22 protein-coding genes are annotated in these 21,061 nt (G+C 61.9%); 16 read left to right on the forward strand and 6 right to left on the reverse strand.

Annotation, left to right across the window (positions count from 1 at the left end; all coding sequences use genetic code 11):
- The first annotated feature begins 55 nt into the window (after window positions 1-55).
- The 15 genes from DX923_RS07900 (at window position 56) to panC (ending at window position 13,200) form a co-directional block, all read left to right on the forward strand.
- A complete protein-coding gene (locus DX923_RS07900) occupies window positions 56-838 on the forward strand; it encodes a helix-turn-helix transcriptional regulator (RefSeq protein WP_240322552.1) in 783 nt (260 codons plus the stop codon).
- Complete coding sequence (gene sufB, locus DX923_RS07905; protein ID WP_116113929.1) at window positions 835-2,250, forward strand: Fe-S cluster assembly protein SufB; 1,416 nt, start codon at window positions 835-837, stop codon at window positions 2,248-2,250. Before DX923_RS07900 ends, sufB begins: the two co-directional genes overlap by 4 nt.
- Complete coding sequence (gene sufD, locus DX923_RS07910) at window positions 2,250-3,440, forward strand: Fe-S cluster assembly protein SufD (RefSeq protein ID WP_116113930.1); 1,191 nt, start codon at window positions 2,250-2,252, stop codon at window positions 3,438-3,440. The genes sufB and sufD overlap by 1 nt, the downstream gene beginning before the upstream one ends.
- Window positions 3,437-3,769 (forward strand): non-heme iron oxygenase ferredoxin subunit, encoded by a 333-nt coding sequence (locus DX923_RS07915; RefSeq protein ID WP_116113932.1) that lies wholly within the window; start codon window positions 3,437-3,439, stop codon window positions 3,767-3,769. The genes sufD and DX923_RS07915 overlap by 4 nt, the downstream gene beginning before the upstream one ends.
- Before the next feature lie 40 nt (window positions 3,770-3,809).
- Window positions 3,810-4,568 (forward strand): Fe-S cluster assembly ATPase SufC, encoded by a 759-nt coding sequence (gene sufC, locus DX923_RS07920; RefSeq protein WP_116116228.1) that lies wholly within the window; start codon window positions 3,810-3,812, stop codon window positions 4,566-4,568.
- Entirely contained in the window at window positions 4,568-5,926 is a 1,359-nt protein-coding gene (locus DX923_RS07925) for a SufS family cysteine desulfurase (protein WP_116113933.1), read from the forward strand. The genes sufC and DX923_RS07925 overlap by 1 nt, the downstream gene beginning before the upstream one ends.
- On the forward strand, window positions 5,926-6,402 hold the full coding sequence (sufU, locus tag DX923_RS07930) for a Fe-S cluster assembly sulfur transfer protein SufU (RefSeq protein ID WP_116113935.1): 477 nt from the start codon (window positions 5,926-5,928) through the stop codon (window positions 6,400-6,402). The genes DX923_RS07925 and sufU overlap by 1 nt, the downstream gene beginning before the upstream one ends.
- Window positions 6,399-6,767 (forward strand): metal-sulfur cluster assembly factor, encoded by a 369-nt coding sequence (locus tag DX923_RS07935; RefSeq protein ID WP_116113937.1) that lies wholly within the window; start codon window positions 6,399-6,401, stop codon window positions 6,765-6,767. The genes sufU and DX923_RS07935 overlap by 4 nt, the downstream gene beginning before the upstream one ends.
- 126 nt (window positions 6,768-6,893) lie before the next feature.
- The gene (locus tag DX923_RS07940; protein WP_116113939.1) at window positions 6,894-7,472 is read left to right on the forward strand and encodes a TIGR03086 family metal-binding protein; all 579 of its coding nucleotides are present in this window, start codon (window positions 6,894-6,896) and stop codon (window positions 7,470-7,472) included.
- A gap of 319 nt (window positions 7,473-7,791) precedes the next feature.
- Window positions 7,792-8,178 carry a hypothetical protein gene (locus DX923_RS07945; protein WP_116113941.1) on the forward strand — a complete coding sequence of 129 codons (387 nt, stop codon included), beginning with the start codon at window positions 7,792-7,794 and terminating at the stop codon, window positions 8,176-8,178.
- Between the two features lie 655 nt (window positions 8,179-8,833).
- A complete protein-coding gene (locus tag DX923_RS07950; protein ID WP_116113942.1) occupies window positions 8,834-10,045 on the forward strand; it encodes a tyrosine-type recombinase/integrase in 1,212 nt (403 codons plus the stop codon).
- 15 nt (window positions 10,046-10,060) lie between these two features.
- Window positions 10,061-10,942 (forward strand): Rossmann-like and DUF2520 domain-containing protein, encoded by an 882-nt coding sequence (locus DX923_RS07955; RefSeq protein WP_162872849.1) that lies wholly within the window; start codon window positions 10,061-10,063, stop codon window positions 10,940-10,942.
- Between the two features lie 119 nt (window positions 10,943-11,061).
- Window positions 11,062-11,475 carry an aspartate 1-decarboxylase gene (gene panD / locus DX923_RS07960; protein ID WP_116113945.1) on the forward strand — a complete coding sequence of 138 codons (414 nt, stop codon included), beginning with the start codon at window positions 11,062-11,064 and terminating at the stop codon, window positions 11,473-11,475.
- Window positions 11,475-12,338, forward strand: a complete 864-nt coding sequence (panB, locus tag DX923_RS07965; RefSeq protein ID WP_116113947.1) for a 3-methyl-2-oxobutanoate hydroxymethyltransferase — start codon at window positions 11,475-11,477, stop codon at window positions 12,336-12,338. Before panD ends, panB begins: the two co-directional genes overlap by 1 nt.
- 1 nt (window position 12,339) lies before the next feature.
- Window positions 12,340-13,200, forward strand: coding sequence for a pantoate--beta-alanine ligase (panC, locus tag DX923_RS07970; protein ID WP_116113948.1), 861 nt, complete (start codon window positions 12,340-12,342; stop codon window positions 13,198-13,200).
- Here panC and DX923_RS07975 read toward each other — a convergent pair.
- From DX923_RS07975 to DX923_RS08000, 6 genes are read right to left on the reverse strand one after another with little or no spacing between them, the layout of a single operon-like run.
- On the reverse strand, window positions 13,189-13,767 hold the full coding sequence (locus tag DX923_RS07975; protein ID WP_116113950.1) for an HhH-GPD-type base excision DNA repair protein: 579 nt from the start codon (window positions 13,765-13,767) through the stop codon (window positions 13,189-13,191). The two genes, panC and DX923_RS07975, sit on opposite strands and share 12 nt — an antisense overlap.
- Window positions 13,768-13,784: 17 nt before the next feature.
- Complete coding sequence (locus tag DX923_RS07980; RefSeq protein WP_116113952.1) at window positions 13,785-14,906, reverse strand: ATP-binding protein; 1,122 nt, start codon at window positions 14,904-14,906, stop codon at window positions 13,785-13,787.
- A 60-nt stretch (window positions 14,907-14,966) separates the two neighbouring features.
- Window positions 14,967-15,800: a hypothetical protein gene (locus DX923_RS07985; RefSeq protein WP_116113953.1), complete on the reverse strand. Its 834-nt coding sequence runs from the start codon at window positions 15,798-15,800 to the stop codon at window positions 14,967-14,969.
- The gene (locus tag DX923_RS07990; protein WP_116116229.1) at window positions 15,800-16,810 is read right to left on the reverse strand and encodes a transketolase family protein; all 1,011 of its coding nucleotides are present in this window, start codon (window positions 16,808-16,810) and stop codon (window positions 15,800-15,802) included. Before DX923_RS07990 ends, DX923_RS07985 begins: the two co-directional genes overlap by 1 nt.
- A gap of 1 nt (window position 16,811) precedes the next feature.
- Window positions 16,812-17,714, reverse strand: a complete 903-nt coding sequence (locus tag DX923_RS07995) for a transketolase (protein ID WP_116113955.1) — start codon at window positions 17,712-17,714, stop codon at window positions 16,812-16,814.
- A complete protein-coding gene (locus DX923_RS08000) occupies window positions 17,711-18,997 on the reverse strand; it encodes an aminotransferase class III-fold pyridoxal phosphate-dependent enzyme (protein WP_116113957.1) in 1,287 nt (428 codons plus the stop codon). Before DX923_RS08000 ends, DX923_RS07995 begins: the two co-directional genes overlap by 4 nt.
- Before the next feature lie 830 nt (window positions 18,998-19,827).
- On the opposite strand from DX923_RS08000, the gene DX923_RS08005 reads away from it, so the two are divergent.
- Window positions 19,828-21,057, forward strand: a complete 1,230-nt coding sequence (locus DX923_RS08005) for a glycosyltransferase 87 family protein (RefSeq protein WP_162872850.1) — start codon at window positions 19,828-19,830, stop codon at window positions 21,055-21,057.
- The last annotated feature ends 4 nt before the right edge of the window (window positions 21,058-21,061 follow it).

The following is a 21,061-nucleotide window of genomic DNA, read 5'->3' on the forward strand; positions in this document are numbered from 1 at the left end:
CACCCCTTCCAGACAGGGTGACGAAGCACCCAAATAATTAGGTAAGGTTTGTGTTGTGTTTTTCGCCCCGCTCCACGGTCAAGACGCCACACGCGTCCGACACCAGGACGCACGCACCCGAGAGAAGGTCCTGCGTGCAGTAGTGGAATACGGCCCCGTCACCGCCGGAACCCTCGCCGAAGAACTCGGACTCACCCCCGCCGGCGTCCGCCGACATCTCGACACCCTCGAAGACGCCGGACAAATCCGACTAGCACCCACACCCGAAACCCGACGCGGACCAGGACGCCCCGCCCGCACCTACGTCGCCGGCGACGTCAGCCAAGCCGGACTCACCACCGAGTACGACAACGTCGCCACCCAGGCACTCCGCTTCCTCGCCGAACAAGCAGGCCCCCAAGCCATCACCCTCTTCGCCCGCCGCCGCGTCGCCAACCTCGAAGAACGCTACGGACCCACCGTCGCCGCCGCAGGACCCGACATCGCCCGCCGCACCGAAGCGCTCGCCGCCGCATTGTCCGCCGACGGTTTCGCCGCCACCGCCCGACCCATCGGCCACCCCACCGGAAACACCTGCCCAGCCACCGGAGCACTCGGCCTCCAACTCTGCCAAGGGCATTGCCCCGTACAACATGTCGCCGCCGAATTCCCCCAATTCTGCGAAGCCGAAACCGAAGCCTTCGCCCGCCTCCTGGGCGTCCACGTCCAACGCCTGGCCACCCTGGCCTGCGGAGGACACGCCTGCACGACGTACATTCCGGCAGGCACCCCCGAAACGACCGCCGCCCACCAACCCCGCCAGAGTGGCGACGAAGAGACCGAGAGGAGCGAAGGATGAGCATCGACGAGCTCAACCCGGGCTTGAAAGACTTAGGCCGCTACGAATACGGCTGGAGCGACAGCGATATCGCTGGCGCATCCGCTCGCCGAGGCCTGAACAACGACGTCGTCACCGACATCTCCCGCCGCAAGAACGAACCGGAATGGATGACCAAACTCCGCCTCAAATCACTGCGGCTCTTCGACAAGAAACCCATGCCCAACTGGGGCAGCGACCTCTCCGGCATCGACTTCCAAAACATCAAGTACTTCGTGAAGTCCACCGAGAAACAAGCCACCACCTGGGAAGAACTCCCCGAAGACATCAAAGCGACCTACGACAAACTAGGCATCCCCGAAGCCGAGAAACAACGACTGATCGCCGGAGTCGCCGCCCAATACGAATCCGAAGTCGTCTACCACCAGATCCGAGAGGACCTGGAGGAGAAAGGCGTCATTTTCGTCGACACCGACACCGGACTCCGCGAACACGCAGAACTCTTCAAAGAATACTTCGGCACCGTCATCCCCCCCGGCGACAACAAATTCGCCGCCCTCAACACCGCAGTCTGGTCCGGCGGCTCCTTCATCTACGTCCCCCCAGGCATCCACGTCGACATCCCCCTCCAGGCCTACTTCCGGATCAACACCGAGAACATGGGCCAGTTCGAGCGGACGCTGATCATCGCCGACGAAGACTCCTACGTGCACTACGTCGAGGGCTGCACCGCCCCGATCTACAAGTCCGACTCCCTGCACTCGGCCGTCGTCGAAATCATCGTGAAGAAGGGCGCCCGCGTCCGCTACACCACCATCCAGAACTGGTCGAACAACGTCTTCAACCTGGTCACCAAACGTGCCACCTGCGAAGCCGGCGCCACCATGGAATGGATCGACGGCAACATCGGCTCCAAAGTCACCATGAAATACCCCGCCGTCTTCCTCATGGGCGAACACGCCAAAGGCGAAACCCTCTCCATCGCCTTCGCCGGCGAAGACCAGCACCAGGACGCCGGCGCCAAAATGGTCCACGCCGCCCCCCACACCTCCAGCTCCATCGTCTCCAAATCAGTAGCCCGAGGCGGCGGACGCACCAGCTACCGAGGACTCATCCAGATCCTCGACGGCGCCGAAGGCTCCAAGAGCACAGTCCGCTGCGATGCACTCCTCGTCGACAACATCAGCCGCTCCGACACCTACCCCTACGTCGACGTCCGCGAAGACGACGTCCAAATGGGACACGAAGCCACCGTCTCCAAAGTCAGCGACGACCAACTCTTCTACCTCATGTCCCGCGGCATGTCAGAAGAAGAAGCCATGGCCATGATCGTGCGCGGCTTCGTCGAACCCATCGCACGCGAACTACCCATGGAATACGCGCTCGAACTGAACCGCCTCATCGAGCTGCAGATGGAAGGAGCCGTCGGCTGATGCCGATCGAGACCACGACCGAAACCACGACGAACACCCCGAACGTCGTCACCGCCTCCAACGGGCACACCATCCCCGAACAATCCCGAGCAGACCGACGCACCTCCTACGCCCCCGAAGACTTCGCCGTACCCCACGGACGCGAAGAGGAATGGCGATTCACCCCCCTCGACCGACTCCGCGGACTCCTCACCACCACACCGACCCCCCACCACGACCACACCGCCAACGGCGACCACCACGTACGCCACGACATCGTCACCCGTGAAGACGCCCGAGCACGCGCCGCCGCCGGACTCCCCGCAGACCGCGCCGCCGCACTCGCCGAGGATGCCTGCACGCAGGTCGCGCTGCTGACCATTCCCGCAGAAACCGAACTGGCCGAGCCTTTCTACCTACGCCATGAAGGACCCGGAGTTGAGGGGCCCGTCGCCGGGCACACCGTCATCCACGCCGAACGCTTCAGCACCGGCACCATCGTCCTCCAGTTCACCGGGTCGGCCGCACTCACCGACCGAGTCGAAATCGTCGCCGAGGACGGTGCCCAGCTGACCGTCGTCACCATCCACGAATGGGACGACACCAGCGTCCACCTGAGTGAACACGACGTCCTCCTCGGCCGCGACGCCACGGTCAAGCACATCACCGCCACTCTCGGAGGACACCTCGTCCGCCAATGCACCAATGCCCGGTACACCGGTCCCGGGGGCACCTTCGAAGGGCTCGGCGTCTACTTCGCCGACGACGGACAGCACATCGAACACCGACTCTTCGTCGACCACTCCGTGCCCCGATGCACCAGCAATGTCGTCTACAAAGGCGCGCTCCAAGGAGACACCGCCCACACCGTATGGGTCGGCGACGTCCTCATCCGGGCCGCAGCCGAAGACACCGATACCTACGAACTCAACCGCAACCTCGTCCTCACCGACGGTGCACGCGCTGATTCGGTGCCCAACCTGGAGATCGAGACCGGCGAGATCGTCGGTGCCGGGCATGCCAGCGCCACAGGTCGTTTCGACGACGAACAACTCTTCTACCTGATGGCCCGCGGCATCCCCGAGGCAGAAGCCCGCAAACTCGTCGTCCGGGCCTTCTTCGGTGAGATCGTGCAGAAGATCGGCGTCCCGGAGATCAGCGAACATCTGATGTCCGCCGTCGACGACGAGCTCGCCAAGGCCGGATCATGAGTTTCCAGCGTGCCTGTAGCGTCGACGACATCCCGGACACCGGTGCGTTCAAGGTCGACATCGACGGTGCCCGGAGCGCCATCGCCATCGTCCGTGACGAAGAAGGAACCATTCACGCCGTCGAGGACGAATGCAGCCACGGCAGTGTGAGTCTCTCCGAAGGAGAGGTCGACGGCAGTTGCATCGAATGCTGGCTGCACGGCTCCGCCTTCGACCTGAGAACCGGGGAACCGCAAAGCCCGCCAGCTACTGCGGCCATCCTCGTCTACCCCGTGCGTCTGGAAGGCGATGACATCTTCGTCGACGTCTCCGCACCCACCAATGCCTGAGCGGTCCCACCCCGCAGCCTGACCACAAGGAGTAATGGACGTGTCCACCCTCGAAATCCGCGATCTGCACGTCAGCGTGGAGACCGACGCCGGCGCCAAGGAGATCCTGCGCGGCGTCAACCTGACCATCCGATCCGGAGAGACCCACGCCATCATGGGTCCCAACGGTTCCGGGAAATCGACCCTGGCCTACAGCATCGCGGGACACCCCAAATACACCGTGACCTCCGGAACCGTCACCCTCGACGGTGAGGACCTGCTCGCCATGAGCGTCGACGAGCGAGCCCGAGCCGGGCTCTTCCTCGCCATGCAGTACCCCGTGGAGGTTCCCGGGGTCTCGGTGTCGAACTTCCTGCGCACCGCCAAGACCGCCATCGACGGTGAAGCACCGAAGCTGCGGACCTGGGTCAAGGACGTGAAGTCGGCCATGACCGACCTGAAGATGGACCCGGCTTTTGCCGAGCGCGATGTCAATGCCGGCTTCTCCGGTGGCGAGAAGAAGCGCCACGAGATTCTGCAGCTGGAACTGCTGAAGCCGAAGATGGCTGTGCTCGACGAGACGGACTCCGGCTTGGACGTCGACGCGCTACGCGTCGTCTCCGAGGGCGTCAACCGGGCCAAGACCGCCAACGACCTGGGCGTCCTGCTGATCACGCACTACACCCGGATTCTTCGGTACATCAAGCCTGACTACGTCCACGTCTTCGCCGGCGGACGCATCGTCGAGGAAGGCGGCCCGGAGCTGGCCGACCAGCTCGAGGAGAACGGCTACGACCGGTACCTGGCGGCGAACTCCTGATGTCGGTCAGCGGCACCGCCGCGGCGCAGGGGAGTGCACAGAACGGCAGCATCCCCACAGCCGCGCCCTTCACGGCCGACGAGCTGACCCGGATCCGTGCTGATTTCCCGATCTTGACCCGTACCCTGCGCGGCGGCCGTCCGCTGATCTACCTGGACTCCGGGGCCACCTCGCAGAAGCCGCGTCCGGTCCTGGACGCCGAACGGCATTTCTACGAGACCTTGAACTCCGCCGTACACCGTGGCGCTCACCAGCTCTCCGAGGAGGGCACCACGGTGTACGAGGACTCCAGGTCCCGCATCGGCCGGTTCATCGGCGCGCCTGCCCGAGAGGTCGTTTTCACCAAGAGCGCGACCGAATCGTTGAACCTGGTGGCCTACGCGCTGGGCAATGCCCAAGCGCAGGGTGCTCTCGATGGCGTTCCCGAGGAACGGGCCCGTCAGCTCGCTCTCGGTCCAGGTGACGAGATCTGCGTCACCGAGATGGAACATCACGCGAACCTGGTCCCTTGGCAAGAACTCGCCAGACGGACCGGTGCCACGCTGCGTTGGATCCCCTTGGGCGCGGACGGCCGACTGGACCTGTCCACCCTGGACGAGGTGGTCAACCAGCGGACGAAGGTGCTGTCTTTCACCCATGTCAGCAATGTGCTGGGAACGGTGAACCCTGTCGCGGAGCTGGCTGCCCGGGCCCGTCAGGTCGGTGCGCTGATCGTGATGGATGCATGCCAGTCCGTGCCACATCTGCCGATGGACGTGGCAACACTCGATGTCGACTTCGTGGCTTTCTCCGGGCACAAGATGCTCGGCCCGATGGGGCTGGGGGTCTTGTGGGGCAGGTTTGACCTGCTGTCGGTGTTACCTCCTTATCTGACCGGCGGTTCCATGATCGAAGTGGTCCGTATGGAAGGGTCGACGTATCTGCCGCCTCCGGAGAAGTTCGAGCCAGGAGTGCCGGCAGCAGCTCAGGTGGCTGGTCTCGCCGCAGCCTGCGACTACCTGGAAGAGCTGGGCATGTCCAGGGTTGCGGCACATACGCACGCATTGGCCGGTCTGCTCCTGGCCGAGCTGGCTGAACGTCCCTGGGTCCGTGTCCTCGGACCAGGGGGTGGGCCAGATCGCTCCGGAGCGGTTTCTTGGGTCGTGGACGGGGTACACCCTCACGATGTTGGTCAGATCCTGGACGATGCAGGCATCGCGGTCCGTGTCGGCCATCATTGTGCTGCGCCTCTGCACCGGGCGCTGCGGGTCGTGGCCTCGACCCGTGCCTCTTTCGCGCCGTACAACACTCCGGAGGAGGTGGCTGCTCTGGTGGCTGCCCTCGACCGGATTCCGGCCATCTTCCGATTGGAGACGTGATGGATCTCTATCAGGAATTGATCCTCGACCACAGCAAGCACCCTCAGCATGCAGGCCTTCGTGAGCCGTTCGGCGCAGAGGTGCATCACGTCAACACGACTTGCGGCGACGAGATCACTCTCCGGGTTGACCTGGACGATCCGGCCAAGGGCGCGGATGCGGTCGTGCAGGACATCAGTTATGACGCTCTGGGGTGTTCGATCTCGACCGCTTCGGTCTCGATCCTCGCCCAGGAATGTCGGGGTCATACTTTGGCCGAGGCCATGGAGACCTATTCAGCCATGCGTACCATGCTCACCTCGCGTGGTCAGGACGGCGGCGACGAGGAGATCATCGGTGATGGTGTCGCCCTGGCCGGAGTAGCGCAGTACCCGGCACGGGTGAAATGCGCCTTGCTCGGTTGGAGCGCACTGACCGATGCCCTTGCCCGCGCCGGAGCCGACCTGACGACCTTCACCTCGGAGGAAGACCGATGACCGAACCCACTCAGAGCTCGTCCCCGGAGGCCCCTCAGGGAGCTGCCTCTTCGATGCCGACCAATGTCGCTGACATCGAGGAGGCCTTGCGTGATGTCGTCGACCCGGAGCTGGGTATCAACGTGGTCGATCTGGGGCTCATCTACGGTGTTCACCTCGACGGTGGAACACATGCCGTGATCGACATGACCTTGACCTCCGCTGCCTGCCCGCTGACCGATGTCATCGAGGATCAGACTGCGCAGGCTTTGGAGGGTCTCGTCGAGAGTCATCGCATCAACTGGGTGTGGATGCCTCCGTGGGGGCCGGACAAGATCACCCCGGACGGCCGTGAGCAGTTGCGAGCTCTCGGGTTCAACGTCTGAGCTCTGCGAAGATCATGCAGGGCACCCTCACTGTTGGCTGAGAGGCCCCGAAGCGTAAGGTCGGCTAGCGTCGATCCAGGACACTGTCTTGGATCGATCGGGCCGACCTTTGAGGAGCGATGACCTATGGGTTCTTCTGCCACGATTGCTTTGCTTCCTGAGGCTGCCCGGGCGATGAATGAGGTCTTGGGTCAGGTGTCCGAGTCGGCGTGGTTCGACCCGTCACCTTGCCGAGGATGGAGAGTCGGCGATGTCGCCAATCATGTGGTGGCCGAGCATTTATGGGTGCCGCATCTGTTGCGAGGGGAGACTTTGGCTCAGGTCGGGGATCGTTATTCCGGGGATGTGCTGGGCGTTGATCCGGTGTCCTCTTGGCGTCGGGCTATGACATCGTCGTTGATGGCGTGGGCCCAAGCGGATCTGGGCGGGCAGGTTCATACCGGTCAAGGTGTGATCCCGGTTGCTGAATATGCCCATCAGATGCTTCTCGATCTGGTGGTTCACGCTTGGGATATTGCTGCTGGGGCAGGGGTGGACTACGTTCCGGTCGACGATGCGGTGGAGGATTCCATCGCCTATGAGAAGCCTCGAATATCGGCGCAGGGTATCCCTGGGGTCTTCGGCCCGCCGTCGGCGTATGCGGGGGAGAACCGGTTGGGCGTCTTGTTGGCGATGACGGGACGTATGCCTTTCCGGCGCGGGTGAGGGATTTTCGCCGGATTTCATCAGTAACGATGCCACAGGGGAGCGGTTGCTCCGAGGGCATCGCGATTCTCAACGAGGAAGTGTGCTTTGCCTGATCGCCCGGTGAATCCGGTGTGCTGTTGATGCTCGTGGGGTGGGAGAGCGCAAAGAGTTTTGAACCGATTTTTTCGGTGGTATTTGGCCATCCATAACCATTTTCCGATAACGATGGTTATGTCATTTTAATAAAAAGACTCTATCTCGTCCCAAAAACAGCAAAGACACAATGAAGCCACATGCCGACTGGTTGTACGACAGAAGTCTCGGGGGAGGACTCGGCATGTCGATTGGTAGTGTCGCCGCGGTTGGAAGCCCGTTCATGGCCGGCGCGACCCAACCACAATGCGGCACCCAGAACGACGAGGTGTGCGAATGCAACGGACACCTTTACTTCAAAAAAGACGAGGAGTTCTTCGCCCAGGCCTACGGCCGCGAACTCAGATGGCCGATCACCGGTTCAAAGGGTCTGATGCCCTACGCCGAGGCATTCGTGCAACTGGCCCACGAACAGACGTACAAAGCCGGACAGACTTTCGACACCGGAAAGTTCATCCAGAACACATCGCGCTGGTACCCAGACGTCTTCAGCACAGACGTGGTTCACAAAGCAGCGTCCTACTTCGGCGGATCCTCCCCGCAGAAAAACCATGCCTCTTTGTGGGCGTGATTCCTCGCCAAGCCGTGGGTCACCCGCTGAACTTCAGCGGGTGACCCACGGCTTGGCTTGCGGACCGATCCCCGTGCGATGCACCCGCGTATCGGTCCGCACGGCGACCGCTGCCGGATCGGCATCACCGCCATCCCTTCGTATCGAGTGTCGGAGTACTGCTGCACCCGGCTAGGGGTGTCAACGATGAGGTCATTGGATGCCCCGGCGAGTTCGTCGCCAATAGTTCGATATGGAGAGAGTTTGTCAGGAGCAATTCTCCGGGGAGTCCTTCTTGGCTGCGCATCCTGAAGGTTGGCATTGCGCCACTCGGAACGCTCTCCTGATGACTCGCCCAGTCAACCTGGCTGGCTCGCTGATCAGCGGAGACGACCTGATGACCGACGGATATCGTATCCGGCCGCCAATAAGCCTTCTACCTGCATTGATCTGCGAGCGCGAAGGTGTCAGTCCGCGCTCAGTCCGTCTGAGATCGAGGCCCGGTGGGCTTTTTCCTGGTGAGTGATCTGGTCCCGTGGCAAATGGGCCTGGTTGGTCTGAGAAAGCGTGCGCATCTGCAGTCGCTGCCTGTATAGGGTTGATACCTGGTGTAGGAGAAGGACAGTCGTACTGTCAGGCGGCGTCGTCCTCCCTGCACGATCGACGTGAGGGATCGATGGGATCAGTCAAGAAAAGGAAAGACACCGGCCGGTGGCGGGGGCGTTATCGTGATGCTTCGGGGCGGGAACATGCCAAGGATTTCGATCGACAGACGGATGCTCGACGTTGGGTCGCCGAAGAGGAGCTCAAGGTCCATCGTGGTGATTGGACCGATCCCCGGCGGGCTACTGTCACGGTGGGGGAGCTGTGGCCGGATTGGTTCGCCGCGCAGCGGCTTAAACCGTCTACCCGAGCTTCCTATGATTCGTTGTGGAGGACGGTCGTTGCTCCTGTCTGGGGGCAGACCTCCTTGTCGAAGGTGACCACTGCTGGGGTGCGGCGTTGGGTGAACAATGCTGAGGGGCCTCGTGGTCCGGTGTCGGCTTCTCGTGCCAGGCAAGCGCACCATGTGTTGTCGGCGCTGTTGGATTCTGCGGTGGAGGACGGTCGGATCCCGCAGAATCCAGCCCGTCCGGCTACTGCGGGCCGGAGAGGTTTTCTGCCTCCGCTGCCCAGGCAGGAGATGCATTGTTTGAGTCGAGCTCAGCTGCTTGCTTTGGCGGAGGCCATTCCGGAGCATCGGCCGGCCGTCTATCTTCTCGGGTTTTGTGCGTTGCGTTCCGGGGAAGTGGCGGGTTTGCGGGTCGGTGACATCGATCTGCTTCGGCAGCGTCTCCATGTTCGCCGGAATGTCGTCGAGATCTCCGGTCACCTTGTCGAGGGTGAACCTAAGTCGGCGCGAGGGCGGCGGACGCTTCCGTTGCCGGGTTTTGTCGTCGAGGTCGTCGCTCCTTTGGTCGAGGGGCGTGCTCCGGATATGCCGTTGCTGACCTCACCGCAAGGGCGTCCGTGGCGGGCTACCAACTTCCGTCGTTCTTTCGACCGTGGCATTGTCGCGGCCGGTATCGCGACTCAGAAAGGTCAGGACACTATTCGGGTCCATGACCTGCGGCATTCCGGGGTGTCTCTCTGGCTGTCGGAGGGTGTTCCGTTGGTCACTGCTTCTCGGATGGCCGGGCATGCTTCGGTCTCCATCACTGGTGACACCTATGCTCACGTTCTGCCTGATCAGCTGGATGAGATTGCGCAGACTTTGGATGCTGCCCATGAAGCGCGGATACCGATGCCGGTCGATCTGGCTGCGCGACGGTCGGCTTCGCGCCAGCGGGTGTCCGCTACGGCGGTCTCTGCGGCCACTGGCACCGATCATGTCCGTCCGCGTGGCTGAGCTGCGATGTTGCCGGTGCCGCTGTTTCCGTCGTCTGCGGGTCGACGTATCGGGATTTATGGCACCGGGCGGCTCGCCGGAGCTCTCGCTGAGGCGATCGGTGCGCTGCCCGATGCGCCTCTGATCGGTGTCAGTGGGCGTGCGCCTGGACGGGCTCAGGAATTGGCTCGCCGGGTGCACGTCCGGGTGTGGTCGCCGCGCGAGCTCCTGCAGCAGGTCGATCTGCTTCTCCTCGTGGTCGCCGATGATGCTCTCGTCGAGGTTTCTGCCGGTCTGGCAGCTCTGCCGGTGCGGGTTCCTGGTTCGGTTGTGCATTGTTCTGGCGCGCTGGGTCCTTCCGTCTTGGCCGCTTTTGCTGCGCGAGGGTGCCGTACTGCGGCATGGCATCCGTTGTGGTGTTTTCCCCCCGAAGGGCGGGTGGAGCCGTGTGCCTGGACGATCGCCGGGGGAGCGGAGCCGTTGAGAGTTGATCTCATCGAGCTCACTCGTCGGCTGGGTGGCTCGCCGCGTGTCATGACGGAGGGCGACCGTGGCACATATCATGCGGCGGCTGTCCTCGCGTCCAATCTGCCCATGGCGCTTCTTGCCCAGGCCTGTGTGCTTCTCGAGGAGAACGGTTTCACCGGTGACGAAGCAGCCGAGGCTTTGCTGCCACTGACCAGGAGTGCTTGCGCTGCAGTTGAGCGTGTCGGTCTTCCTGCGGGGATCACTGGTCCCGTCGTTCGAGGTGATGTCGGTACGCTCCGTCGGCATCTGGAAGCGCTTCACGGGCACCCGGAGACCGACCGTCTTTACCGGTTGTTGAGCTTGTCCGTCCTTGACCTCCTGCCGGGTCTCGGTGAAGAGGCCCGGCGGGAGGTCCGCCGTGTCTTTTTCGACGAAAAACACTGTTGCTGAGACCCCGTGAGCCGTTCTTCCTCGCTTAGGATCGGGCCTCGGCGACAAGCACGGAGGGCGCCATCGTTTGAGGCCTTTCTCTCTCACGGACACGGAGACGACCCTTGCCCTACAGGACCATGGTGAGCGGCAAGATCCACCGCGCACGCATCACCGCCGCAGATCTCCACTACATCGGTTCCGTCACCGTCGATGAGGATCTCCTCGAGGCGGCCGGCATTTTGTCTTACGAGCAGGTGCAGGTCGTCGACATCGACAATGGGGCCCGATTGGAGACGTACACCATTCCGGGTGCCAGAGGGTCGGGGGAGATTCAACTCAACGGTGCCGCTGCGCGGCTGGTGGCACCAGGTGACCTGGTCATCATCATGGCCTATCAGCAGGTCGAGACGCCGGTGCCGTCGGATTGGCATCCTCGGGTGGTCTTGGTCGATCCCGTGGACAATTCCATCGAGCGGGTGGTCACCCGACGTGATGACCCGGATGCTCTCGTCGGTGCCACTCTCCTGAATGCTCCGGAACGGATGATCTGATGCGTTTGTCCATCGCAGATCTGCATGCTCGTCACCGTGATGGCGATCGTCTCACCATGGTCACGGCTTATGACTACACCGCTGCTCGGATCGTGGACCGCACTGATATCCCGCTGATCCTGGTCGGTGATTCACTCGGGATGGTCATGCAGGGCCATGACACGACCCTCCCGGTGACGGTTGAGGACATCCTGTACCACACCCGTGCCGTCATCCGTGGTGCGAGTCGTGCATTGGTTGTCGCTGACCTGCCTTTTCTTAGCTATACCACCCCTCAGGATGCGCTTCGGCACAGTGGGCGGCTCCTCGCCGAAGGCGGTGCCGGATCGGTCAAACTCGAAGGTGGTACGACTGCTACGGACACCATCCGGCAGCTCGTCGACGCCGGTATCCCGGTGATGGGGCACATCGGTTTCACCCCGCAATCGGTCCATCACCTCGGGTTGCGGGTTCAGGGCAAGGATTTTGCCCGGGCCACCCAGATCTACCGGGATGCTCTGGCTGTCGAGGAGGCTGGGGCGTGGGCTGTCGTCCTCGAGCTGATCCCTGCTCCGCTGGCGCAGGCCATCACCGAACGTCTGAGTATCCCCACCATCGGGATCGGCGCTGGGGAGCATTGTGACGGCCAGGTCCAGGTCTGGCACGATGTGCTCGGTCTCTACGACGATTTCCTTCCTCGGCACAGCCGCCGTTTCGCTGATCTTGCGGACACGGCGGCCCTCGCGCTCACCGAATACCACCAGGGTGTAGTCAACCGGAGTTTCCCTACCAGGGAGAACAGTTCGTCTCTCGACGAGGACACCTTGGCTGAGGTGTTGGCTGAGGTCGGTCACCCCTCGGGTTCTGAGTCCACGGCGGGTTGACATGCAGATCGTGACGACTCGGGGCGAGATGAGGGCTGCGAGAGCTGGTTTTTCCGCCCTCGGGTTTGTCCCCACCATGGGCTATCTCCACGAGGGGCATCTTTCGCTGGTCCGCCGGGCCAAAGCCGAGTGCGGTTCCGTGGCGGTGTCGATCTTCGTCAATCCGACTCAGTTCGGCCCCGGTGAGGACCTGGACGCCTACCCCCGTGACCTCGACCGTGACGTGGAGCTTCTCAGCCGGGTCGGTGCTGATGTCGTCTGGATCCCGCAGGCTCAGGACATCTACCCGCCGGGTTCGATGACCTATGTCGAGGTCGGAGAGCTTGCTGTGCCTTTGGAAGGTGCCAGGCGCACCGGGCATTTCCGCGGAGTGGCCACCGTCGTGACGGTCTTGCTCGCGGTGACCACGCCGACACGCCTGTACGTAGGGCAGAAAGACGCTCAACAGGCGGCAGTGTTGCGGCGGCTGGTCACCGACCTGGGGTTCGCCGCTGAGGTGGTCGTCGCGCCGACTGTGCGGGAACCTGATGGTTTGGCTCTGAGCAGCCGAAATGCCTACTTGGCCGGTGCTGAACGGCAGGCTGCGCTGTGTCTGTCCCGTGCGCTGTGGGCTGTCGACGAGGCATGGCGGGCAGGGGAGCGCGGTGCCGAGTGTTTGCGGCGGCTGGGGGAGTCCGTCATCTCTGCCGAACCCTTGGCTGATTTGTCCTATTTCTCCGTCGCCGATCCGGACACTCTCGTCGAAATCCCCGATGGTGTCATGGTCGACGCGGATCGCGGCGCATTGGTCTCCACGGCGGTGCGGATAGGTGCACCTACTCTTCTCGACAATGTCGTCCTGGCGCCGGGTCTACCGGGTTGATCCTTTCGCGGCTTTTGCTGCTGCTTTCATCTGCTGTTTGTAGGCTCTGACCCGGGACAGGCTCTGGTCGTCGACGACATCGGCGACTGAGCGGAACCCCTCGGTGCCGTAGTCACCGGCGGCTTCGGCCCAACCGGTCGGACGGATATCCCGTTGCTTTCCGAGCAGCGCCACGAAGATCTTGGCTTTCTGTTCGCCGAAGCCTGGCAGAGCCCGTAACCGCTTCAACAGATCTTTCCCGTCCGTGGCATCCGACCAGATCCGCGCTGGGTCTCCTTGGTAGGAGGCGACCAGCTCGGCGCACAAAGCCTGGGTGCGTTGCGCCATCGAACCTGGGTAGCGGTGCAGCGCCGGGGGAGTGCGGAACCATTCTTCGAGGGTGTCCACGGGGGTCGCGGCGATCTCCTGTGCGTCCAGGCGCTCCACGCCCATCCGTTCTGCCAGCAGCACAGGAGAGGTGAAAGCTTTCTCCATGGGGATCTGCTGGTCGAGGAGCATCCCGATCAGCAAGGCCAGCGGGTCTCGGTCGAGCAGGCGGTTCGCGGCATCAGTGGTGGCAAGGTGCATGCCTTCACGTTAACGGTCTAGCCCGGGAGTTCTCCGTTGCGACTGCGCAGATAGGCCCCCAGGTAAGGAACTGAGAAACGTACCAGCCCGTATCCGGCGGGTTCGATCGTTCCGTTGCTGATCAGACGGTCCCGGTACACCCCGGCATACTGTGCGGACACGTGCATCCGTGCGGCGACTTCGCCGGTCTTCGAAGGGCCTTCGCCGTCCTGGGCCATCGCTCGCAGGTAGACCTTGTCGATGTCGGACAGCTTGGCCACGGCAGGTTCGTGCACCAAGGTCCCCAACCGTTGGGTTGCCTGGGCGATGCCTGCTTCGACATCGGCGTGAACGACTTCTTCTGCTTGTGGACTGCGTAGCCAGATGCGGTGTCCGACGAGCTGGACCAGGAAGGGGTAACCGTAGGTTGCCCGGGCTGCGAAAGCCGCATCCTTCTCACCGATCTGTCTTCCGGCGTCTCCGAAGGTCTGCACGAAAGCTGTCGCGACATCCGCGATGGGTACCTCGCCCAGCGAATACCGTTCGGCGCGGCGGAGAAAAGTCACCACGTCGTCGTTCAGGAGATCTTCTACCGCCCATCGCAGCCCGGCTGCCGCAAATGCCAGGTCCCGCTGTTCCCGGCGAGCCACCTGCACCAACTCACCGAGTTTGCGTAGCTCTTCCCGGTCAGCGCTCTGCACCTCGTCGACCGTGATCATCAGGCCGGTCTCCCGCGGACGCAGGAGGTCGGTCAACTCCATCACCTGCGATCTCAGGGTGGATTCTGCGGGAAAACGATCAGCCACTGTGCCGCCACCGCCGCCGAAGGGGGTCGTCACCGACAGCTGGGTCAGCCTGCCCCTGGGATATTCGCTGTGTTCTGCCAACAAGCGCGGAAGATGGTCCCGGGTCAACCGGTCCAGGAGGCCTTTCGATGCCGTCTCCCGGACCACCAGCCAGCCCAGGGATGCTGCGAGATCTTCGTAGGCATTGAGCATCACCGTCTTCCCCGTACCCCTCGCACCTACGAAAAGTACTGTACGAGTGGGGGACTGAGGGCCATCTTCGAAGGTGTCCCGGATCTCGTCGAGAATCTGGTCCCGCCCGATGAGGATGTGCGGGCTAGCGCCGAAGGTGGGAGCGAAGGGGTTCCGAGCCATGCCCGAAATATAAAGGCTTTCGCTCAGATATAAAAGGTTCTCAACGGGCGCGCCCACAAACTACTTCGCATACTCCCCAACAGCCACCATGAACCCGCCGATCTGAGCCCCGAACTCCGGAGCCCCCTCCATGATCAGCTTCCCCGCCGCCGTCGACTCCAACATGTCATCGGTACCCAGCAAAATCCCCAACGCCGAATCCAACGAATCAAAACGCAACGTGAAAAAGGGCTTACTCCGCCGATAAAGACCCCGCGCAGCCTTCGTCCGACCCGCCTTCACCCGCACATACGCAGCAACCTCCGGATGCCCGTCCACCGACCAGGCATACACCCGATCCGGGCTACGCGCCGCCCACCGCGCAATCTCCGGATGCCCCGCCCGGTTCAACCCACTGATCCCCGACGACAACAGACCGAAATACAACCGGACCACCAAAGCCTTCGTCGCCTCATCCCGCGGCGGACCCTGCGCACCCAACAGCGCCGACAAGGCCAACAACGCCCTCATGAACGCGACGAACAGCCCCAACCTGCGCAGACTCCACACCCCACGAACCCGCGGCAAACGCTTCGTCCGCCCCTTGAAGAAACCATTGAAATGCGCCAAAGAACCAAAAGCCAGCTCGACATCCGGAGCCTCACACACCTCAAGACAGACCTCGAGACCCCCACCGGACACGACGTAGTGCACAGCCTGCACACCCTCCGGAGTCACCACCGACACCTGAACGATGCCCTCCCGACCCCTGAAAGCCCGCCGCAACTCCTCACGCTCCGCTACCACGACCTTCACCAACGGAAGCACACCACGCACAAAAACAACCGAGGTCAACACCTCACCAGAAGGCGCCGGCCGAACCGCAGCAGCAACACCCTCCCCGACGCCGCCCATCAGAACTCGTCATCCCAGTCATCGGTGTCCTCGAAGTCCAAACTCATCACCTCACGGACAACAGCAACGATCCCCGCCGTGTCGAAACCGTGATGCGACATCAAATCCTCATGCAACCCGATGGGGGAGAAGCAGTCCTGAAGACCCAACCGACGGAAAGCACACGCCCGCCCACCCTCAGCCACGACCTCAGCCACCGCACCACCCAATCCACCGACCACCGTATGGTCCTCCACCGTGATGATCCGCCGCGTCTCCTGCACTGCAGCCCGCACCGCCTCGACATCCAACGGCTTGATCGTGTGCATGTCCAACACCCGCACCGACACACCATCGATGTCAGCCAACTCCCGCGCAGCCTGCACCGCCTGGAAAACCGCAGAACCACAAGCAATCACCGTCAGATCCGTCCCCTCATGCAGACGCACGGCCCGCCCGATCCCGAAACCGTAATCCATCCGCTCATGAACGACCTGGTCAAACCCACGATTGATCCGCAGATACACCGGCCCCGGACGCGCATAAGCCGCCACCACCGCATTCGCCGTCTCCACCCCATCAGCAGGACACAACACCGTCAGATTCGCCATCGACCGCATGATCGCCAAATCCTCCGTGCAATGGTGCGTCGACCCCGCCTGCCCAAAACTCAACCCCGCATGCGAACCGATCATTTTCACACCCAAGTTCGGATAACAAATATCCGTATGCACCTGATCCAACGCCCGCATCGAATTAAAAATCGCAAAACTCGACGTAAACGGCACCAAACCACACGCCGCCATCCCCGCCGCCGCCCCGATCATGTTCGCCTCGGCAATACCGAAGTTGTAGAACCGCTCAGGAAAACGCTCCGCGAACACCCCCACCTTCGTCGACTTCGCCAAATCCGGAGTCAACGTCACAATCTCCGGATGCACCTCCGCCAGATCCGCCAACACCGTCGCATAGATCTCCGCCGTCGACAGCCTCGTCGTCTGATCAACCGTGTACGTCAGCCCACCCGCCATCTCAACCCTCCCGACCACTCAACACATCCACCGGCTGCGACGACCCCAGATCCACCATCTCCCGCCGCAACACGTCATACCGACCAAGCGCCTCCACACACCGAGCACGCACCTCATCATTGATCGCCCCGTAATGCCACCGATAATCCCCAGCCATGAAATCAACCCCACACGCCTTCACCGTGTCCGCCACAATGCAGAACGGCCGCCCCTTCGTCGACTTCGCCTCCTCAAAAACACCATGGATCGCGTCATAGTCATGACCATCAATCCGACGCACCTCAAACCCAAAAGCAGCAAACTTCTCATCCACCGGCTCCAACGCCATCACCGACTCCGTCGGACCGTCAATCATGCACTGATTCCGATCAACCACGACCACCACGTTGTCCAACCGAAAATGCGCCATCGACATCGCCGCCTCCCAGTTCGACCCCTCGTTCAACTCACCGTCACCCACCACCACATACGTCCGCCACCCCTCCCTCAACTGACGCGCAGCCAACGCAAAACCCACCGCGATCGACATCCCATGCCCCAACGAACCCGTCGACGCCTCCACCCCCGGCACCTTCTTCGCATCCAGATGCATCCCCAACCTGCTCCCCGTCAGGTTGAACTCCTTCAACTCCTCAGCAGGAAGCCACCCCAGATCCGCCAACACCCCCACATACGCCACCCCACAATGCCCCTTCGACAACAGAAAACGATCCCGCCCCGGCGCTCGCGGATCCGACCGGTCGATGTTCATCCCGTGGTAGTAGAGGTAGGTCATCAGGTCGTTCACCGACAGACCTCCGCCGATATGAGCACTTCCCGCCCAGTAGGTGGTGTCCACGGTCTGTCGTCGCAGCTGGGCTGCCTTCTTCTCCAAGGCGAGTCGTTCTTCTCTGGTCAACCTCATGACATCCCCTTTCCGACGGTGTGGATCTCTTGACGTTCCGGGTGGCGTGCACGCACCACGGCGAAGGCTTCGTGCGCGACGTCGACGGTGTAGGCAATGTCTTCCTCGGTGATCGCCGTGTTCAGGAACAGGTTGTGATGGCTGGTGAAGAAGACCCCGCGCCGAACACACTCGGCCACCCATTCCTGGTGGAGCATCAGATTGTCGTCGTCGGTGATCCGCATGAACCACATGGCAGGTTCGCCGCTGATCTTCAGGTCGAAGCCGTGCGCAGAACCGGCTGCCCGTAGCCCGTCGGTGAGGAGACGTCCCATCTGTGCCATCCGGCCGGGCGCGTCGATCCGTTGAAGTTTGCGCAGGCAAGCGATGGCTGCTGCGAAGGGCACGGAGCTGAGCCAGTACGACCCCGTGTACATGACTGACCCGGCTGCAGCTTTGAGCGCGTCGGTGCCGACCAGCGCGGAGACATTCCAGCCGTTGGCCAGGGCTTTGCAGAAACATTGCAGGTCGGCCTGCAGCCCGTAGTGCGCCGAGGAGCCCCGCAGATCGAGCCGGAATCCGGCTCGTACATCGTCGACAGCCAGCACGATGCCGTGTTCGGTACACAGTTTCCGGACCGCCGGCCACCAGGAGGGATCCGGCAGCTCGTTGTCGGCAAAGACCGGATGGTGGTAGGGCGTGGCCATCAGGACAGCGATCTGCCCTCGGTGAGTTTCCACGGTGTTACGCAGTGCTTCGAGCTCGCCCCAGGTGCAGTACAGGTTGTTGGCGACATCGTGATCGGTGATGCCGGGGGAGCCGTACTGCTGTGTCCAGGGCGCGACACCGTGGTAGTGCCCGCGGAAGAGGATGGCTTTGTCCCGGCCGGTTGCTGCCCGAGCGATCAGCATGGCCAGTGACGTGGTGTCGCCACCGTTCTTGGCGAAGAAGGCCCAGTCAGCGCCGTCGATGGTGGACACCATCAACTCAGCCAGTTCGACCATCGTGGAGGTCGGCAGAGTCGTGCAGTTTCCGGTGTCGATCTGTGCTCGCGCAGCTGCGTCGACATCCGGGTCACCGTAGCCGAGAATGTTCGGACCGTAGGCGCACATGTAGTCGATGTAGCGGTTTCCGTCGACATCCCAGACGTAGGCGCCGTGGGCCCGAGCTGCGTAGAAGGGATAAGCGGAGACCGGTATATAACATCCCTCGCTGGGGCCGAGATGCCCGTAGATCCCACTGGGAATCACTTTCAGAGCTCGCTCGAAGAGTGCTCGACTCCGGGGGTGTTCGTAGGCCTGCACCGACCTCACCTCGATTGTGTTCTCAGGGTGCGCCTCGATACACGGGAGGCTAACCCGAAGAACCTGAAAACCGTTGTATCTCAGTTGTTTTCATGAGTGATCTTGGCCATTTTCCGAGGTGTACGCCGGGATGGGCTCGACACGTTTTCGTGCAGCAGGGCGGGTCGCACGAAAACGTGCGAAAAAACAGTCAGAGGAGATACAGGGACGCCAGCCCAGGAAGCAGCCCGGGGGCATCACCAGCCGGCGGCCGGGGCGAATAATGTCAAGAGGTTCAGGCAAGCCCTCGATGCGGCAGAAAATGTCAGGCAGCGGTTGTCTCTATGAAGAAAAGTGAGTTGGTGGTGAGTAGCAGCTTGAGGGGAGTGGCTCGTTTTTAAAAGTGACATAATGAAGATTATCGGCAGCGCTTCCACCTCCACATTCGCTGCTTCGTGAGCTCTTCTCGCACGATCACAGGAAAATCTGTGCCACACCGCCGAGCACCCAACGGGTGCCGTCTACCGCCTCACTCACGGCGTCGACGAACCTGGGACCTGCAGTCATAGGTCGGTGACCAGCGATGGAGAACCTCCAGACGAGTGACCGAAGACTCTCCGTCTTCGGCCGGCGGAGCACCGTCGATCAAGAACGGCACTGAGGGTGGGAGGAGGATGTTACCGCCCCCAGCGCAAGGCCCGCTCCACGAAACTTCCTGCGGACCCCCGGATCACTCCCCCAGAATCAGATTCGCTCCGAAGCTTTTTCGCCCAGAGGTAGCGAAGGAGAACCTGCCAACGGACACGCCGAGGGCCCGAATAAAGTGGTGCCGTGGACGACGGCAAGACCTCATGACGAGCCCATCAACCCATCTGGGGTCGCGATATCGCTCTCTCTATCTCGCGCCGCTGGTCATGGCTATATCTCATGCCCTGATTCAGGCTTTCTGGAAAATTTACCCTCCTGATCTTGAGGTCTACATCCGCGGCGGTCGGGCCTTGATTGAAAGAGCCGATATCTATCGCGCTTCCGACCACCTGCTCCCCTTCACCTATCCCCCATTTGCGGCTTTTCTTTTTCAAGGGCTTACCCATGCATCATGGGCTGCACCTACACTGCTGACCTTCTTGTCAGGAATGGCGCTTGCCCGGATCATTATCCTCTCCTTCTGTCATGTCGAGATCGACGGATGCCTTGACCGAAAATTTCTCTTTCTCATCTTTGCTGTTGCGCTTTTTCTAGAACCAATATCCATGACTTTCACCTTGGGTCAGGTGAATTTAATACTCCTGTGGATGGTCTTCGAGTCAACGACAGGCGACAGTAAGTGGAGATATGTTGGGATCGGAATTGCTGGAGGTATTAAACTCACTCCCCTCATCTTCCTGCTTCCCCTGACGAGGCGCGACCGCTGGGGAGAATTGACTGGCAATCTACTTTCACTTTGTGGAACATTGATGATCGGATGGATAGCCGCCCCTACCGGAACGATCGACTTCTTCGCGGATAAGATCCGTGACCCTAAGAGGGTTGGTGGCGTCGAATACATCAGCAATCAATCGCTGAACGGTTTCCTCTGGCGCTCCCTCGGCGCCGGCGGGGACTTTACCATCTGGTTGACCTGCTCAGTCATCGTGATTGCGGTGGCCAGCACAATCACATGGACCACCCACTCCAGGCTCTCTCAGTTCTTTGTCTGCGCGGGCGCAGGAGTGCTCGTGTCACCCATATCATGGATCCATCATTGGGCCTGGACCCTCCCCCTGATCATCTTCCTCCATAGAGGAAGGACCACCTCAACCAAAAGCTATAGAAAAATTCTGTCTTGGGCTTTCATCTGCTTAGAGATTTCTCGCATCACATGGCTGACGCCCCACGAAAACCACGCAGAGTTCTCCGCCCCTCTCCCCTTCCATCTGACCGGGAGCCTCTATACAGCACTCGCCCTGTGCTTACTTTTCCTGCTCTTATATGAGACATACATGCAGGGCGCCTCGGTCAGCCCATCCACATCGATGAACTCGCGCCCCGACGACCCTCAAGGGATATCCAGGGAAAAGTCTGCGAAGCTTTCGACATGACGAG

The organism is Austwickia chelonae, from assembly GCF_003391095.1.
Taxonomy (GTDB): Bacteria; Actinomycetota; Actinomycetes; order Actinomycetales; family Dermatophilaceae; genus Austwickia; species Austwickia chelonae_A.